This is a genomic window from Wolbachia endosymbiont (group A) of Apoderus coryli (genome assembly GCF_947251615.1).
GTDB lineage: Bacteria > Pseudomonadota > Alphaproteobacteria > Rickettsiales > Anaplasmataceae > Wolbachia.
On the sequence record NZ_OX366367.1, the window covers coordinates 984,865 to 1,004,568 of the forward strand.

At 32.8% G+C, this 19,704-nt stretch carries 10 protein-coding genes; 9 read left to right on the forward strand and 1 reads right to left on the reverse strand.

Annotated features, from left to right (window positions below; genetic code table 11):
* Positions 1-142: 142 nt before the first annotated feature.
* Positions 143-274, reverse strand: a complete 132-nt coding sequence (locus tag OPR43_RS05000) for a hypothetical protein (RefSeq protein WP_264954044.1) — start codon at positions 272-274, stop codon at positions 143-145.
* 55 nt (positions 275-329) lie between these two features.
* On the opposite strand from OPR43_RS05000, the gene OPR43_RS05005 reads away from it, so the two are divergent.
* The 9 genes from OPR43_RS05005 (at position 330) to OPR43_RS05045 (ending at position 19,668) form a co-directional block, all read left to right on the forward strand.
* Positions 330-8,927, forward strand: a complete 8,598-nt coding sequence (locus OPR43_RS05005) for an ankyrin repeat domain-containing protein (RefSeq protein WP_265034400.1) — start codon at positions 330-332, stop codon at positions 8,925-8,927.
* A 121-nt stretch (positions 8,928-9,048) separates the two neighbouring features.
* The gene (locus OPR43_RS05010; protein WP_226079610.1) at positions 9,049-9,798 is read left to right on the forward strand and encodes an NTP transferase domain-containing protein; all 750 of its coding nucleotides are present in this window, start codon (positions 9,049-9,051) and stop codon (positions 9,796-9,798) included.
* Between the two features lie 125 nt (positions 9,799-9,923).
* Positions 9,924-10,877: an NAD-dependent epimerase/dehydratase family protein gene (locus OPR43_RS05015; protein ID WP_019236565.1), complete on the forward strand. Its 954-nt coding sequence runs from the start codon at positions 9,924-9,926 to the stop codon at positions 10,875-10,877.
* Positions 10,834-13,161: a glycosyltransferase gene (locus OPR43_RS05020; protein WP_265034401.1), complete on the forward strand. Its 2,328-nt coding sequence runs from the start codon at positions 10,834-10,836 to the stop codon at positions 13,159-13,161. Before OPR43_RS05015 ends, OPR43_RS05020 begins: the two co-directional genes overlap by 44 nt.
* Positions 13,122-14,798 (forward strand): WG repeat-containing protein, encoded by a 1,677-nt coding sequence (locus OPR43_RS05025; protein ID WP_026097218.1) that lies wholly within the window; start codon positions 13,122-13,124, stop codon positions 14,796-14,798. The genes OPR43_RS05020 and OPR43_RS05025 overlap by 40 nt, the downstream gene beginning before the upstream one ends.
* A gap of 4 nt (positions 14,799-14,802) precedes the next feature.
* Positions 14,803-15,792, forward strand: a complete 990-nt coding sequence (locus OPR43_RS05030) for a phytanoyl-CoA dioxygenase family protein (protein ID WP_265034402.1) — start codon at positions 14,803-14,805, stop codon at positions 15,790-15,792.
* Positions 15,793-17,568 carry an ABC transporter ATP-binding protein gene (locus OPR43_RS05035; protein WP_265034403.1) on the forward strand — a complete coding sequence of 592 codons (1,776 nt, stop codon included), beginning with the start codon at positions 15,793-15,795 and terminating at the stop codon, positions 17,566-17,568. It abuts the gene before it with no gap.
* A 1-nt stretch (position 17,569) separates the two neighbouring features.
* Positions 17,570-18,619 (forward strand): threonine aldolase family protein, encoded by a 1,050-nt coding sequence (locus OPR43_RS05040; protein ID WP_026097216.1) that lies wholly within the window; start codon positions 17,570-17,572, stop codon positions 18,617-18,619.
* Positions 18,616-19,668 (forward strand): threonine aldolase family protein, encoded by a 1,053-nt coding sequence (locus OPR43_RS05045; RefSeq protein WP_226079613.1) that lies wholly within the window; start codon positions 18,616-18,618, stop codon positions 19,666-19,668. The genes OPR43_RS05040 and OPR43_RS05045 overlap by 4 nt, the downstream gene beginning before the upstream one ends.
* The last annotated feature ends 36 nt before the right edge of the window (positions 19,669-19,704 follow it).

A 19,704-nucleotide genomic window follows, 5' to 3' on the forward strand; every position in this document is an offset into this window, starting at 1 on the left:
AGTCGTATGGTTCCAGAGAGGTGATACATAAGAGATTGCTATAATGCCAAAACACTAAACTTAGTGCTTTTTTATGTAAGTTGATCATCATTTCTCTTTGTTGTTTTCAAACGGGTTATTATTAGTAGGTGTTACTAATAATTTAAACAACCAACACATTTCCCACACCCAAAATCAAATGTTGTGAAGGCTTTTCGTCCTGAAATTGCAGGATTAGTAGATATTCTCTCAAAAATATTTTATTAACAAAAGATGCTATTTTAATTTTTGCCATATTAAGTAAACTTTGCTATTCTAATACTGGTGTAAATATATCTCAGAGAGGGTTTATGCATGTACCTAAACAACAAACCAGTTTTTATCAAGAAGATAAACAGTTTTTATCACGTTCTTACACATCAAAAGAGGAGTTTATTAGAGAATATAAAAAGCTCTACCGCAGAAAAGCAAAAGCTGAAGAACTTTATCTCCTGGTTTTAACTGAACTCGAAGAGGCAATATCAGATGGTAATGTCGACAGCTTAAAAAAATTAAGCAATTTTATTGATTACATAAGTGATGCAGAAGATCAAGTAACTTTGAGAGACTATTATGATAATGCTAACAATCCTGTTAAGAGTACTAACTTAGTTATCTTAGCTTGTAAACACAATAAGGTAAAGATTTTAGAATACCTACTTGGCAATAATAGTAAAATTCTCAGTAATTTATCTGTTGGCATCAGAGAAACTACTATATTACCAGATGATGAGGATGAAACATGCCATAATGCGTTTTATTATGCTATACGTTCAGGTAATGTTGAACTTCTTGATACACTCATTAATAAATGGCCAGGTAATTATTTTGCTGTTCATTTCAGGGAATTAGATGAAATTCTTTCACGAGCTTATGAGGAATTAAAACTAAAGAACGTATTCTTGTCAGAAGAGATAGAAATTTTTGTTGAAAATAAGTTGATAAACCTCCGTTTTTTCTCTAGTGCTTCTGGACAAGATCAGAATGTGAAGAGTTATCTTAATAACATAAGAGAGCGGATTGAGTTAGTACTTCAAAATATTAGCCTGTTAAAGGCAGAGTATTCAAACACAGAAAAAGTAGATGAAAAGTTTTTATTCATAGCAAAATTTATTGCACAAAATATTCATATATTAAAGCGGCAGTTGAAATCAACCTACGATAGACTACCTTGGGAAGAAATGGAATTTTGTTTGATCAGTTTTGTTTCTTCTCACATAAAACGACAGGAAATGAATCTATTCTATAATGCCACATTGAATAAAAGTAAAATACTAGACCACTTGGAAAATTTTGCAAAGAAACTTAAAGAAGAAAAAGATATTATAGAAGGTGTGGACATTGGTAAATTTGCTGATCTCCCGAAGTTAAAACGTGAGAGGGTTGTTGCAGAGATCGTTAGCAATTATCCTCAATTTGGAGAGTTGTATAGCGATTATCAACAAATTAGGGATATTCATTCTTTAGAGAAAATAAGTGATTATATAAAGTTGGCATTATCAGCTAATCCTAAAGAAAGGGAAGGACAGTTAATTATTACAAGGGTTTTACAGGTTATTGGTGAATATTTAAAAAACACTCTAGAATCTCCCAAGTTATCTAGCACTACAAGCGAGCTTCTTCTACTATCATTACCAAAGAACACAAGAGAAGTCATTATAGATTTACGTAACTCACTATCACATGCTTACTCGCTCTCTAAAAGAACAGAGATTGAGGAAAATACAGATGTTAACTTTTTTATTGGTGTTCAAAATGATACTAAAAGAATCGATAATGTAATTACTGATATTCTTTACAATAACAAGATTAAAATAGTCATAATATTGCTAAAGAAAATTACCAGTAGTGAAAACTTAGACGAGATAAAAGAAGTTGCTGGAATATTTAGTAACGTTGAATTAGATGAAATGATTACAGAGAGTTTTAAAGTGATGGAACATGATAAGCTTGAAAAACTCATAAAAGAATTAAGCAATAATATAACTGAAAAGACGAATTATGAAAAGGAGCTGTTTAATAAAATTGATAACATAATCAATTTTGCAAAAACTAAATCAAAAAATATCAGAACTGATTATGTTACGGCGTTTATATCATTAAAGAGCTTAGATGTTGGTTTGAATGACAATAAGATTGACCATAATGTTATTAGAGGAATAAAATTCTTTGCTAATAAAACACTAGAGAATATTCCTTCCCAAATAGAGTCTCACAATCTTAAAGAAATAGCCGAACTATCAATGAAAATTTCTCATAGTGTTAGGTCAAGAATACAGGATGACAACCTTGATAAAGTAAATAGATTAACTTGTGAGATTTTTTACATTGCTGAACTTGGAACAGGTGACCTTAAATGGATTGAGGAATTAAGAAACAAGTTGAATGAGAAAGGTTCGTTTATTCCTATACATAAACAAAGGAAGGCTTACAACATAACAGAAGAAAAATACAATAACCAGCTTGAACTGAAGTTATCTGAACTGAAAAGTATTTTGAGGAATAACGCATTAAGTGGCAAGTTAACTGAAAAGCTTCCTTCCTACAAGAGGAATAAAAAGTTGCAAGCAGTAGTAGAAATGCTTGTTCTGGATATAATGTCAATTTTAGGTAGATCAGAGAAGCATCTAGAAAACAATCTACTTTTTTTAGATGATAACACTCCTTTATTAACTGGAAAATGTTTGCGTAATCATTTAGCACACGATAATACCTTAGTTGATGTATTGTTATCTGATCCCTCAATAGCAGTTATCTTGAACGCTAAAAAACTTATTTCAGAAAATGTAATAAAAAGTAAGAAGAAAATTGGCAAGTCGGTAAGAGATGATCCTTCCAAGCTGAAAGATAAATACGATCAAAACCTTATCACTATTACTAATCAGGAAAAAATGTTTGCTGCGTTGGAAGAAGGAAATCTTGAAGACTTAAAGAGTTATCTCAAAAAAGGAGCAGACATCAATGCTAGAAGTATTAACTCATGGACTACATTACATTTTGCTGCTAAGGGACCTAGTCTTGAAATTATAAAATTTGTTCTTAATCAAAATTTAGACGTTAATGTTAAAGATATTAATGGTCAAAGCCCACTACATATTGCTGCTGCATATGGAAGGAAAAATATTGTGGAATTTTTTATAGGAAAAACAGGTGTATATGTTGATGATCTAGATAATAGTGGCAAAACATCACTACATATTGCAGCTAAAAATGGTCACAAAGATGCTGTTGAAATTCTACTAAAAAATAATGCTAATACTAATACCAAAGATATAGCTGGTTTTTCACCTTTACACTATGCAATAAAAAACAATCATATTGATGTTGCTAAGATTATGCTGGAAAAAGAAGCGAATGTTGACATCAACGAAACTATGGGTGGCTTTACTTCACTACATATAGCTGCAGAAAGTGGTTATCTAGTGCTAGTTAATTTTTTACTGAAAAATGAGGCAAATGTTAATGCAAGAAACGATAAGGAGGGAATACCATTACATACAGCAGCACTAAATGGCCACCTAGAAGTAGTGAATGCTTTAATTCTCAAAGGAGCCGATGTTAACTCCAGAGTTATAGATGGTTGTACACCATTACACTATGCAATAGAAAACGGTCATGAAAAGATAGCTAATATTTTATTGAAGCATGGAGCTAATGTTAATGTTGTTGACAAAACCTATAATAACACACCTTTGCACTACGCAGCAAAAGATGGACATGAGAAAATTGTTAAGGCTTTACTGACAAATAAGGCAAATGCTAGTATTGCCACTGTGGAAGGTATAACCCCACTACATTTTGCAGTGCAGAGTGGCCACTTGAAGATAGTTGTTGCTCTTCTCGAGCATGGGGTTAACATTCGCGCTAAAGATAAAAATAATGCTACGCCATTACACTATGCAGCAGAGAGTGGTCATAAGGCAGTTGCTGAGCTTTTAATAAAAAATGGAGTAGAAATCAATGATAAAGCCAATAATAATCTAACACCATTACATGTAGCTGCTCTGAAAGGTCACAAAGATATTATTGAACTCCTAATAAGAAATAAAGCTGAAGTTAGAGCTCAAGACATTAAGGGTAGTACACCATTACATGCAGCTGCGATGAATGGTAGCAAAGATATTATTGATCTTCTAATAAAAAATAAAGCTGAAGTTGATGCTAGAACTAATGATGGCATGACGCCATTGCATGTAGCTGCTCTAAGTGGACATAAAGACGCTATTGCTTTTCTAATCAAAAGTAAAGCTGAAGTCAATACTAGTGCTAATTATGGTCTTACACCTTTACATGCAGCTATTGTAGGGGGTCACAAAGATATTGTGAACCTTTTAATAAAAAATGAAGCCAAAGTTAATATGGAAGGTATTGCAGGTAGTACACCATTACATGTAGCTGTGGAGGAAGGTTATAAAGAAATCGTTGGAATTTTGGTAGCAAATAGAGCCAATGTTAATGTTAAGAGTAACAACCTAACACCATTGCTTTCTGCTATTAAGCATAATCATAAGGAAATCGTTGAAGTTCTTGTAGAAAATGGAGCTAGTGTTAATGCAGAAGGTGGTGAACCTTTATCATTAGCAGTGCTCGCTGGTTATAGGGATATTGTAGAGATTTTGCTAAAAAACAAGGCCCGTACTAATATGAAAGGTCCTGAAGATGCTACACTATTACATTTGGCTGCTAAAAGAGGCCACAAGGAAATAGTAAATGCTCTGATAGCAAGGGGAGCCAATGTTGATGCTATGACTATTAATAGTACAACACCATTATATCTTGCGGCACAAGAAGGCCATGAAGAAGTTGCTGAAATTTTGATAGCAAACAAGGCTAACGTTAACTTTGTAAATGTTGAAGGTGCTCCACTACATATAGCTGCAGGACACGGCCATGTTAATGTTATTGAAGTCCTATTAAGTAATGGAGCAAAAGTTAATGTTAAGGACAATAAGAGCAGAACACCTTTAGAATTAGCAGTTGCACATGGTCATTTGCAAGTGGTTAAAATGTTACTGCAGTATAAAAAAGTAGATATGAATGCTAAAGGCAATGATGATTGGACTATACTGCACATTGCTTCACAGGAAAGTAACTTGGAAATGGTAAAATGTCTAGTAGATGAAGGGTCTAATATTAATGCTAAAAATGCCTCTGGATCAAAGCCTATACACATTGCAGCTAGAGAAGGTTATAAAGATACCGTAGAGTTTTTCCTTAGCAAGGGGTTGAGTATTAATGAGCTTGGTACAGCTAACCAGACATTACTACACTATGCTGCAATGAAAGGTCGGTTAGAAGTTGTAAAGTATTTGATAGCACAAGGTGCTGACGTTAATGCTAAAGATACTAATGGCTTAACCCCTATGCATATTGCTGCTAATTTTGGTTATAAAGACGTTATTGAAGTTTTATTAAAAAATGGTGCAGTTTATAACGCTGTTGACAAGCTTTGTAGAAGACCATTAGAAATGACTAACGATAAAGACGTTATCAATCTATTAGCATCAACTGAGAAATTATTTGAGGCTGTAAAACGTAATAGCTCTTCAGAGGTTGAGAATTACATTAAAGCAGGAGCGTTTGTTAATGCCAAAAATGCTGATAGTGTAACACCATTATATTATGCTGCATGGAAGGGCTATGATGGAGTTGTCAATATTCTATTACAAAATAAAGCTAATCCTAATGTGGTTGGTAACAAGGGGTTTACTCCTCTGCATTATGCTGCTAAGTTCTCTCACTTAAAAGTTGTAAAGGCCCTATTATCTAATGGTGCAGTATACAATGCTGTCTCTGACAGTGGGAAAACACCATCAGATTTTACTGTGGATAAAAGTATAACTAGCTTATTTAAACTAGTCAGTGAATCATTTAAAAAGGTTAAAGATGGTAATGCTCAAGTTATTAATGACCTAAATAAGATAAAGGATATTGATACAGTAAAAGCAGTGATGAGTGCTCGTAATAGAGAGAACAAAACGTTAGTAGTTGCTGCAGTACATAGTAACTTTTCAAAAGTCGAGCAGTTGAAGCAGATATCGCAAAGTGACGTATCCGCTCAGATTGATACAGCTTTAGTGCTCTTGAATCAAGGCAATTACCAAAAAGCCTTAAGTATTTTCAGAAGCGCATTTGAAAGAAGAAAAGAAATACTAGGACCAGACAATCCTGGTACTTTAGATATTCAGACATATATAGCCAAAGTGCTATATAAGCAAGGAATTTACCAAGAAGCTTTAAATATGCTTAAAGAGATTTTTCAGAAACAAAAAGAAATGCTGGGTTTAAACGATAAGGATACTTTAAGTACAAGAAGTACAATCGCTTTAGTGCTGCATAGACAGGGGAAAGATGAAGAAGCTTTTAATATTTATCAAGAAGTCTATCAGAGACAAAAGGAAATACTAGGGTCAAATCATTCAGATACCTTAAATACTCAGTTTCACATGGCATTAGTATTAGATAAACAGGGAAAATATGAAGAAGCGTTAAATATCAATAGGGCAGTTTTTGAAAAGAGGAAAGAAACACTAGGTACACATGATCTAGCCACTGTGAGTGCCAAAAATAATATAGCAATGGTACTAGCTAACCAAGGTAAATACGAAGAGTCCTTAAAAATCTATAAAGAGGTTTTTGAAAAGAAGAAAATAATTTTAGGTATTAATCATGCTGATACCTTGAGAACGTTACATAACATTGCTGGGGTACTCTTCAATCAAAATAAATATCATGAAGCCTTGAAAGCTTTTCAAGAGGTTTTAAATATCCAGAAAAAAGCTTTACAACAAAATCACCCAGAAACCTTGAATACTCAATACAACATAGCAAATGTACTTTTTGCTCAAGGGAAATGGATCAGCGCACTTAAAGTCTACAGAGAAAGTTTAGATCAAAGAAAAGCTGTTTTTGGACCAAGTCATCCGAGTGTTTTAGATATTTTAAAAAAGATAGAGATGATTAATTTTAGATTTAAGCTTGAGGGTAGCGAAGCATCAGAGGTTCTCCAGCATCTGCAGAAAGATATCAACATTGCTGCTAGTAAAGGTGATATACGAACTGTTCAGCGTCTGTTAAAAGATGGAGCTGATGCCAACGATAAAGATATTGATGGAAGAACACCGTTGCATTACGCTGTTAGCAATGGACACATAGATATTGTAAACATCTTACTAACAAATGGAGCTAACGTTAGTCAAGTTACTAATAAAGGTAATACACCATTACACACTGCTACTTCCAAATGTTACAAAGAAATTGTTGAGGTTCTGTTACAACATATCAGTCGTGATAAATTAAATGACTTTGTTAATGCTAAAACTACTTCTAGTGGTACTACATCACTTCATGTTGCAGCTAAAGGTGGCTCCTTGGAAGTTGTAAAATCTTTATTAAAACATGGTGCAATTTATAAAATTGAGAACAAAGAAGGTAAAATACCTATTGATCTTTCTAAGGACCAAAGAGTTACTAACTTACTGAAATTGATCGAAGAATTGTTTAGAGATATAAAAAATGGTAATGTTGAATCTATCAGCAAGCTAAGAGCAGTAAAACCTGATGAGTTCTTAGCTATAACAAATGCTCGTAATAATCAAGGGAATACATTATTGCAAGTTGCTATAGCCAATAAACATAAGAATATTGCAACTAAATTGTTAAAAATGCTGAAGGAGCCAGATCAAGTTCAATCACAGTTTAGCCCTGAATGTGAGTTGGATCAACTTGAGAAGCTTAAAAGTGCTACAGAGGTGCATATCCGTTTTTCTGAGCTTTACCTTCCTATGTTGCGTAGCATGTCGCAACCATATAGTTCAGAAAAGAATACTTCTCCTTGGAAAACTCTTAAGGAAGGTTCTTATTACCTAGGAAATGCATATCGCTTAGTTGAGGTATACAAAGATTGTGTACCTGGTTCGATAAATAATAAAAGCATACAGTCAGTAAATGATATGCTAGTAGCACTAGAATTTGATCCAAAACACATAACGTCAGGGTATACAGATGAAGCTTACGGTGGGAAGGCTGAATGCTTCGTTTCCAAAGGGCAAGGTACAAAATATTATAAGTTATTGCATAGTGAGTTAAAGAAAGATGTAAGATCGTTCATAGAAATGGTTGAACTTAATATTGACATTCCTGTAAAAAGGTTTTTAGAGTCAATCAATCAGAGGTTACAGTCTGCTTTTTCTGAAAAGTTACTTGAGGCCATAGAAAATGACAATCCTTTAGCGGTTGAGAATTGCATCAAAAGAGGGGTAATTGTTAACTTCAAAGATACCGATGGAAGAACGCCATTACATTATGCTGTTAATAATGGGCACATAAAAGTTGTAAATATCTTGCTAGCAAATGGAGCTGATGCTACTCAAGTTACTAACAAGGGTAATACACCATTACACACTGCTGCTTCCAAAGGTCATAAAGAAATTATTGAAGCTTTGTTACAACGTGTAAGCCACAATAAATTGAGTGATTTTATTAATGCTAAAACTACTTCTAGTGGTACTACATCACTTCATGTTGCAGCTAAAGGTGGCTCCTTGGAAGTTGTAAAATCTTTATTAAAACATGGTGCAATTTATAACATCAAGAATAAAGAAGGTAAAGCACCACTTGATCTTTCTCGAGACCAAAATATTACTAACCTATTGAAATTAGTAGAAGAGCTGTTTGAGAATGCAAAAAATGGTAATGTTGAAATTATCAGTAAGCTGAAAGCAATAAAACCTGATGAGCGCGTAGCTGTAACAAATGCTCGTAATGATCAAGACAAGTCATTAATCCAGGTTGCAGTAATCAATAAACACTCAAACCTTGCAAGTAGATTATTAGAAATATTAAAAAGTCCAGATCAGAGTTTACAAGATGTCAGCGTAGAAAATCGAGTAAAGAGTTTAAAGTTATAGCTCTCTTAAATGAAACTCTAATGAGGGTGCCAAGATCTAGAAAATATATAAAAATTACAGTGGACTTTACATCTTACTAATTATAAATTAACTTACTACCTAATCAATTCCTGAGTTATGTATGAGTAACATTTTGATAATATTAGCAGCAGGAAAGAGCAGTAGAATGAATTCTGAATATTCAAAAGCGTTGCACCAAGTGGGAAATCTTACTCTTTTAGAACATATAATTTCTAATGCAAAATCGCTGAGTCTAAAAAGCTTATCAATTGTTGTTAACAACTCCCTTCTAAAAGATTTAGAAAACTTTGATACTCTAAAAAGTATAATCGATCAATACAATATAAAACTAATAATTCAAGAAGATATTACAGGCACTGGCACTGCAGTTAAAATTGCTCTAGAAAATCTGGAGGAGTTATCTGATCAAGACATAGTTTTAATACAGTATGGAGACACTCCTTTTATATCTAGCGATACAGTTATGAAAATGACTGATTGTTTAAAGTATAATAATTTAGTTCTTCTTGGATTCAATAGTCAAGATGAACAATATGGAAGATTAGTAATTGATAATTACGGCAATGTTCAAAAAATCCTAAAAAATGGAGATAAAATGCTTCTTGCAAACTCTGGAATAATAGCTTCATATGCTAAAGATCTCTTTACCTTAGTAAAAGAAATAAAATTTAATAATTCGACCAATGAATATTGTCTTAATGATATAGTACCCATTGCAGCAAACAATAACTTGAGTGTAGGTTATGTAGTTTCTGATGAAAGAGAAGCAATGGGAGTAAATAATAAAGAGGATTTGATTAAAGCCGAACACTATTTTCAAAAAAAAAGGCAGCCAACTTTTCTTTCATAACTACATTTTTTTATTCATTAATTTAAGTTGACATTTATTTTATACTTGTTTTATAATACCTTTTAATTCTTACTTGTAAGATAATTGGTACGACAAATTTTCCTAGTTGTAGTGAGAGGGTATACATGGGGATATTAATAACAGGTGCTGCAGGTTTGATAGGGTCAACCTTGGTGAAAAAGTTAGAAAACCAGGGCCATGAAGTAATAAGCTGTGATATTAGGTTTCACAACAATCCACTCAGTTTTTTTTCAGAAGATATAGTACCACTACTTGCTCAGTGTACAGGAATCATTCATCTGGCTGCAATTTCTAGAGTTATACATGGTGAACTTTATCCTACACTGTGTCAAAAAATTAATGTTGATGGTACAATGCGGTTTTTAGGGTTATGTAAGTCACTTCCAAATAAACCGTGGTTTATATATGCAAGTAGTAGGGAAGTTTATGGAGAGCAGAAGGAACTGCCAGTTACAGAATCTGCTAGTATCGATCCAATAAATAATTATGCCAAAGGTAAAGCATTTATTGAGGAACAAATAACAAGTTCAAAAGATTTTAATGTAGCAATATTACGCTTTTCAAATGTATACGGTGGTTTACTAGATCATAACAGTAGAGTAATTCCTGCACTCTGTATTAATGCATTAAGAGGTGATCCAATTAAAATAGAAGGTAAAGAATGTGTTTTTGATTTTACCTATTTGGATGATGTTATAGAGGGTATATGCTTAACTGTTAAATATTTACAAAGCGAAAAATCTTCCCTTCCTGCTATTCATCTTACTACTAATAGCCCATGTACTTTAGAAAACTTAGCAAAAACAATATTAAAAGTCACGAAAAGTGATTCTAGAATTGATTTTTATCCTCCAAGAAATTTTGATGTAACTAAGTTCCATGGTGATTTTATTAGAGCTAAAGAGCTACTTGGTTGGTCTCCAAAACATTCATTAGAAGTAGGATTAAGTAAATTTATAAAAAGTCTACAAAACAATACACAAGAATATCCTAACAATATAGATATGGTAATATATGAAAATATTAAAAGTTATTCATGGTTACCCTCCTTATTATAGTGCTGGTTCAGAGGTTTATAGCCAAACTCTTGCTCATGAACTAGCAAATAACAATGAGGTACAAGTATTTACTAGGTATGAAAATAGCTTTTTACCTGATTTTTATTACACTACAGTCCTAGATAGTAGTGACTCTCGAATCTTACTGCATTTAATTAATATACCTACAGCTAAATATCGTTATAAATTTATCAATGAAGAAGTAAATATAAAATTTAAAAGAATAATAGATAACTTTCAGCCAGATCTTATACATTTTGGTCATCTTAATCATCTATCAATTACTTTACCAGAAATTGCTTTTAAAGAAAATATACCTACAATTTTTACGCTACATGACTTTTGGTTAATGTGTCCAAGAGGAAGGTTTATTCAACGTAATTCTGAAGATTTATTACAGCTTTGTGATGGACAAAAGGATCAAAAATGTGCAACCCAATGTTACAAGGGATATTTTACAGGAGATGAAGAATTCCTGAATTCAGACATAAATTATTGGGAACAATGGGTTGCAACTAGAATGAAGCACACAAGGAAAATAATAGACTATATAGATTACTTTATTTCCCCATCGAAATTCTTGATGGATAAATTTACTCAGGATTTTTATGTTCCGATAAACAAAATTTCTTATCTTGATTATGGTTTTGATCTCAATCGTCTTAAGAATAGAAATAGAGTACAAGAAAAAGAGTTTATTTTCGGTTATATTGGTACTCATACTCCCGAAAAAGGTGTTGATCTATTATTGAAAGCTTTTTCTCACTTATCATCTAAAGCAAAACTTAGAATTTGGGGAGCAGCAAGAGAAGAAACTAAAGCTTTAAAAGCGATTGCCGATCAGTTTTCACCTGTTGTTAAAGAAAGAATAGAGTGGATGGGAAGTTATGATAATAAGAATATAGTTACTGACGTATTTAATAAAGTTGATGCAATAGTCGTTCCTTCAATTTGGGGTGAAAATTCACCGTTAGTAATACATGAAGCACAGCAACTTAGAATACCAGTTATAACAGCCGATTATGGTGGTATGGCAGAATATGTAAGAGATGGACTATTATTTAAGCACAGAGATGCAAGTAGTTTGTCAGAAAAAATGCAAGTCCTATCTACAAATCAGGAGTTATACAATAAACTTACCCAAAAAGGCTATCCTTATACTAAAAATGGAAATATACCTTCTATGAGTGAGCATATTGAGAAACTTAACAAGATTTACCGTAATGCTATTGAAAAGAAAGGCAAATCAGTAGCTGTTAAACCCGGTCCTTGGAGAATTACTTTTGATACTAATCCAGATTACTGTAATTTTGCTTGTATAATGTGCGAATGTTTTTCACCATACAGCAAAGTTAAAGAAGAAAAGAAAGCTAAAGGAATAAAACCTAAGATACTGTCGATAGAAACTATCAGAAAAGTAATTAAGGAAGCAGCTGGCACACCTTTAAGGGAAATCATTCCTTCTACTATGGGTGAGCCTTTAATGTATAAAAGCTTTGATGAAATAATCAATTTGTGCCATGAGTTCGGCCTTAAGCTTAACCTCACAACCAATGGTTCTTTTCCCATTAAAGGAGCTAGAAAATGGGCTGAACTATTGGTACCAATTTTATCTGATGTTAAGATTTCCTGGAATGGGGCAACTAAAGAAACTCATGAAAGAATCATGAAAGGTTCAAAATGGGAAGTAGTGACAGAAAATTTAAAAACTTTCCTTGAAGTTAGAGATAAATACTTTAGCGATACAGGTGAAAGGTGTACCGTTACTTTACAATTAACATTTTTGGAAAGTAATTTACATGAACTCTATGACATAGTTAAGATGGCCATAAAAAATGGCATAGATAGAGTTAAAGGACATCATCTTTGGGCACATTTTGAGGAAATTAAGGATCTATCTATGAGAAGAGATGAGTTAGCAATTAGTAGATGGAATACAGAGGTGAGAAGGTTATATGAGCTTAGAGATAATATGCTATTACCAAATGGTAAAAAGATAAAATTAGAAAATTTTACAATTCTTTCTCAAGAAGGTATTAAGGATTTGGCTCCAGGTGGTCAATGCCCATTTTTAGGTAAAGAAGCATGGATAAACAATGAAGGAAAGTTTAGTCCTTGCTGTGCTCCAGATGAACTCCGTAAGACATTAGGAAATTTTGGTAATGTTAATGAGGTTAAACTCGAGGAAATATGGCAGAGTAGTGAGTACCTAAGCTTACAAAAGAATTATTTAAATTACAAATTATGCAAAACATGCAACATGAGAAAACCTTTGATCAATTAATCAAAGATAATCTTAGATCTATTAAAATTTCACCGTGTGAGAGCTTTCACGAATTACTAGGAAATCCTTTGTATGAAAATAGGTTTATAAAGGTTGGTAAATTTCATGAGCCCGGTCTTGCACCGGTTTATGATCAGACAGGTGCTTATCATATCAATGTAAGAGGAGAAGCAGTTTATCATAATAGATTTCTAAAAACTTTTGGATTCTACTTTAATAGAGCAGCCGTAGAAGATGATACAGGGTGTTACCATATTGATTCATTTGGATGTAGAGTATACAAACAGTCTTATCAATGGATTGGAAATTATCAGGAAGATGCTTGTGTAGTTAGAAGACATGATAAATGTTTTCATATTAATTTAAATGGCAACAGGATTTATCAGGAGGAATATGATTATGTTGGAGATTTTAAGGATGGTATCGCTGTAGTCTATAAGGATGGTAAAGCTACACATATTAATCATCATGGAAAGTTAGTACATAATAAATGGTATAAAAAACTTAATGTTTTTCATAAAGGTTATTCTATTGCAGAAGATCAACATGGTTGGTTTCATATAGATATTAATGGTGATCCTGTTTACCAGCAGAGATTTAAAATGGTAGAAGCATTCTATAATGGGATGGCAAAAGTTGAAACTTTTGAAGGTGTGTTAGGACAAATCGATATTACCGGAAATGTAAAGTTTAGTATTTTTGATTTAGGTAAAGAATCTCAAGTGCATAGGATTTCTGCAGAACTTTCAGCCTTTTGGAAAACTTACCTAACAAGCGTTGCTATTGAACTTGATTTGTTAAATATTTTACCTGCAACTGTGCCGTTTTTATCTAAAAAGTTAAACATTATCGTACCAAATCTAGAAAGGCTGTTAAGGGCGTTGTGGGAAATAGGGTTTATTGATTATGATAAGGACGAGGACTTATGGAAACTATCATCAAAAGGTAAGTGTTTTAAGGAAATACCATTTTTGCCAAAAGCAGCAACAATGTGGGCAAGAGTTGCCGCTGAAAAGAATTGGTTAAATATTGCCGATATACTAAAACAGAAGTCAATCTCTTCATTTGAATCTTTTAAGGAAAGAGAATCATCAGAAGATAAGAAAATAGCGTTTTACCAAGCATTGCTAGGATATTCTAGGTTTGATACTAAAGAGTTTAATTCTAGGATTAATATAGATGGTGCTAAGAATATATTGCTATTTGGTGTACACTCTTTATTTCTTGCTTATTCTGATATACACAATAAAGGTTCCATAGGCCTATATAACGAACATAAAGTGCCAAGACAGTTAGTAGAAAATTTAAAAGTCAAACTTATAACTCAGGAAGAACTATCAGCTACAAATTATGAATTAGGTGTCTTTTGCCGCTTTCTACAGCATTATGATGATGATAAAGTATTATCTTATTTAAAATTGGTCAAAGGAATATCTCGTATTTTATTGATAGAAACTATTTTAGATTACCGCTCTCCAGATGGAGGCTCTGTAGATATTAATGTAATGGTTGAAACAGGAGGTAAACTAAGAACATTAAGCAATTGGGAAAAAATACTCAAACAAGTAAAAGGATTCAAAATTTTTGCTGTTATACCTTTAACAGATTACTTATCAGTTATTGATGTCAGGTGTTAATCATATGGAAACATTACAAAAAAATGGTTTTTTTATTATCAAAAATCTGGTTCCTTTAGAGCTAATAACTCAGTCTTTAAGTGATATAACAAATAAGATATCAAAGCTATCCCAAGAACTAAGTGTTTCAACTTCTGACTACTTAAACTGTACCGGCAGATGGGGCACGTCATCTCAAGTAACTAGAATTATCTCTCAAGCATTAGATGAAATTATTAAAAATTACCTTGAAAAGTCACTTCAGTGTCAGATACTGCAGAAAAAATCAAATGTTATATGTAAAACTGCTGATTTAATAGATGCAGTTCCCTTCCATCAAGACATCTCCTATAGTTTCAATGATCCTTACCACTTTTCTGTTTGGTTAGCTTTGAATAATGTAAGTGAAACTTCAGGTGCACTGCAAATTATAGAAAACAGTCATAAATGGGAAATACAGCCTTTAGTTGATTTTTGGTACCCATATTTTTTTGATCAGTACTCAAGTAATCGGGAAAATTACAAAATTAAGTCACTACCTATTTCAGCAGGAGATGCGATAGTTTTTGATTCACGGTTATGGCATGGTAGTGATAAGAATACAGATGCTAAAGATAGATTTGCTTATGTAACAAGGTGGATTGTAAAAGATCAAGATCTTCCCTATGTGCCAAAACCTCAGCCTTCAGTTTTTGGTATACTCAATTGTGGTGAGTTAACAGAATCTATACTGAGAAAATGCTTGTCATTATTTGGCTACCAGGAAAGTATAAAAGCAAAAAACATGGAAGAACTTATCAAGAGCTGGTTAGCCTTTATTACAGACACAACTAAAAATATTTCTGAGATCGACACTACTGAGGCTAAGCGAGATTTATATAAGCTACTTATTCTGAATCAAGCATCAGCACTACATGATGCTGGAGACATCTCAGGAAAAATATACAAAAATTTATGGTTTTCACTACTTGTATTTCTCAATAAAAAAGTCAACGTAGTGGAGCTAGAATTATAAATGAACAGAGGTAGAGTTGATAGCTTCAAATGTGTATTGATGTTCATCTTGAATATAGTATCTAAATTCAAACTTAATGTACTTATAATGTCTTTAGTTGCCCTGGTGGTAGCTGTTGATTTGTCTTTTAGAAAGTATTTAGTAAAAAATATTCTAGATACAGCTGTAAAATATCAGGAAGGTAATGTAATTGAAAATCTTTTATTACCTGTAAGCGCTTATTTTGGTATGGCATTACTTATCACTACTACTTTTAGATTCTATGGCTATTTTGTTGACATTCGAATGTTTACCTTAATGCGTCAAAAGATAGCTGATATGTCTTTTTGTAGGCTACTCCAACAAGACCATTCCTATTATCAGAACAATTTATCTGGAAGCTTAGTACATAAGGTCAGTAACTTAATGGATAGTGTGATAGAGTTAATAAGATTGCTTATAGATTGTTTTTTCGGTTACAGCATAGCATTAGTCTTAGCTATTTATACCTTATCATTAGTAAACATAAAATTTGCAATCGCTACATTCACTTGGGTAAGCATTTTTATTTTAGTATCGATTTTCAGCTTTCGTGTACTTACTGAATTAGCTGATAATTACTCTAAACAAAATTCACAAGTAATAGCTAGTATAGCAGATAGTATTTTAAATGTTATATCAGTAAGGTTATTTTCTCAGCAAGCACATGAGAGAGACAAATTTTTTCAAATATGCAAGAAAAGAACTATTGCAGAGAGAAAATTACAATGGGCATACTTTTGTCTTTGGTTTATATATGGCTATTCATTCGATATACTCCAAGCAGTAAACTTGTATTTTTTAATTCATGATTATCAATTGAACAAGATCGCAATAGGAGATATTGCTCTTGTACTTGGAATTAATATATCGATTATAGAGTTTCTTAACCATCTAACTAGGAATCTTACCCAATTTTCTACTCATTTCGGCAAAGTTTCAGATGCATTGCCAATCTTGACTACCGTACCAGAAATTCAAGATAAGGAAAATGCTAAAGAATTAAATTTATTAAGTGGAAGAATAACGTTTAACAATGTTTCTTTTTCTTATGAAGGTCAGGAGCCATTATTTCAAGATTTCTCAGTTACCATTAATCCTTGCGAAAAGGTAGGTCTAGTTGGTTATTCTGGAGGTGGTAAATCTACTTTTATAAACTTAATTCTAAGGCTATTTGATGTTAAAAAAGGTAATATACAGATTGATAATCAAATAGTATCAGAAGTTACACAGAGTTCTTTGAGGCAACAAATATCTGTAATACCTCAAGACCCATTGTTATTTCATGATACTATTTTAGCAAACATCATATATGGTAAACTTCAATCTACTATCGAAGAAATAATGAGAGCTGCAAAGCTGGCTGGTATTCACGATTTCATTATGACTCTACCAGATCAATATGGAACTACAGTTGGAGAAAAAGGCATCAAGCTATCTGGAGGAGAAAGACAAAGAATAATAATAGCAAGGGCATTTTTAAAAAACGCTCCAATATTATTTCTCGATGAACCAACTAGTCAGTTAGATTCTATAACAGAAAAAACAATTCAAATGAGTTTATTCAAATTGATGAAAAATAAAACTACGATTACTATAGCACACCGTATTTCTACACTTTTACACATGGACCGAATTATAGTATTTAACAAAGGAAAAATTGTCCAAGATGGTAAACACGCTGAATTAGTTTCTAAGCAAGGTCTTTACAAGGAACTTTGGAATGCTCAAATTGGTTGTTTGAATGGCAAGAAATAAGATGGAAAAAATTATTGATCTGAGAAGTGACACTACAACTCTGCAGAGCTCCAACGTTATACATGCAATAAGTAATGCAACTGTTGGAGATTTTGCTTATGGTGAAGACAAAAGCTGTAATGACTTATCAGAATATTGCAAACAATTATTCAAAGTAGAAGAAGCATTATTTGTAACCAGCGGTATGCTTGCAAATAGATTAGCCATTGCCATTCAAACAAGTCCTGGTGATGAACTAATAACTAATTATAATTATCACATTAATTTTTTCGATAGTGCAGGCAATGCAAAAGTAAATAATATCGTATTTAATTGTATTAGAAATAATAGCGGAATCTTAGATGTTGATGAAGTAGAATATGCTATTAATTCTAAGCCGAGGTATAAAATTTTTGCTCAGGTGAGTCTTGTTTCTATAGAAAATAGTATAAATGGGTTTAATGGTAAAATTTATCCTTTTGAAAAACAAGTCGAGTTATATCACTTTTTAAAAGCTCACAATGTAAATCTTCATTTAGACGGTGCAAGAATATTTAATGCTCATATCGAAACAAATATTGCTTTAGCAGATTATGCTAAATATGTGGATACAATGAGCTTTTCTTTTACTAAAGGACTTGGCGCTCCTTTTGGTTCAATGCTTATGGGTAAAAGAGAGATAATTGAAAGGGCTAAAAAGCTACAGGTTTGGCTAGGTAGTGGTTATCATCAGATAGGGTATTGTGCTAATGCAGCAAAATACGTACTACAGAATAATATCTCTAGGCTTAAAGAAGATAATAAGCTCGCTAAATTGTTTGCAGATAAGATTAAAGAAATTCCACACATAAAACTGGTACTACCTTATCCAGAAACTAATATAGTAAGCTTTAGTATAAAAGCACTAAATGTAACTAATGAGGTTTTCTTGAGTAAGTGCCAAGCTTATGGTTTATTGCTTTTTCCTTGGCTCGAGTCTCATATAAGAGCAGTTACCCATCTTGGCACAAAGGAAACAGACATCATGAAAGCTGCTGAAATTATAAAGGAAGTTGTGTTAAATTTAATATGAGAATAAAAATAGATTTCTTTAGCGATTCAAACACTGACCCTTCAGCTAAAATGAGGGAAGCGATGGCTAAAGCAAAAGTTGGAAACGAAGCTGCATGTGAAGATCCAACTGTGAACGAATTAGTGGCAACCGCATGTAAAATATTAGGTAAACCTGCAGGAATCTTTTTGATTTCAGGAACGATGTCCAATGTCATTGCTTATAAAGTACACATTCAAAGACCTGGTGATTACTTGCTGCTTGATGAAACTTCACATCCGCTCATAGTACAATCTGGCTTGATCGCAGCCCAGGCACATGCCACTCCTTTGCCCATCAAAGGTACGAGAGGAATATTTACTGGAGAACAAATTGTTGAGTTTATTACTCGTCCTAGTTTAAGAAATATTCCGAGAGTTGGGCTTGTTTCTATCGAACAAACGACAAATTTTGGTGGTGGAGCTGTGTGGCCTTTAGAATATATTCAAGAGATCTCAAGTCTCTGCAAAGAGAATGACGTATTCACTCATTTAGATGGAGCAAGACTGTTCAACGCTTGTGCTCATACTAAAATATCTCCAAAAGAGTATGCAAGTTATTTTGATTCGGTATTCATTGATTTTAGTAAAGGATTAGGTGCTCCAATGGGCGCAATATTGCTTGGAAGTGAAGAGTTTATTGAAAAAGCTTGGTACTATAAGTTTCAAATTGGCGGAGGTATGCACCAAGCTGGCATTATTTCAGCTGCATGTTTATATGCTTTACATAATAATATAAATTGTTTAGAGGAAGATCATAAAAAGATGCAGCACCTTATAGAAGGCCTAGACTCCATAGATCAAGTTATAATTGATATCGACCTATACAAAACTAATATAGCGTATTTTTCATTACGTACTAATTGTATATCTACTCAAGAATTAATAAACGTACTAGTTACAAATTATGGAATTAGAATGGCTAACATCAAAGGTAAAATCAGAGCTATAACACATAGAGATATAAGCTATGAAGATATTAATACTACTGTATCTGCTATAAGAAAGATACTAAGTAATTTTCTGCACTAATTGTTTGCAAACTTCTTGTCAAACAATATTATACCA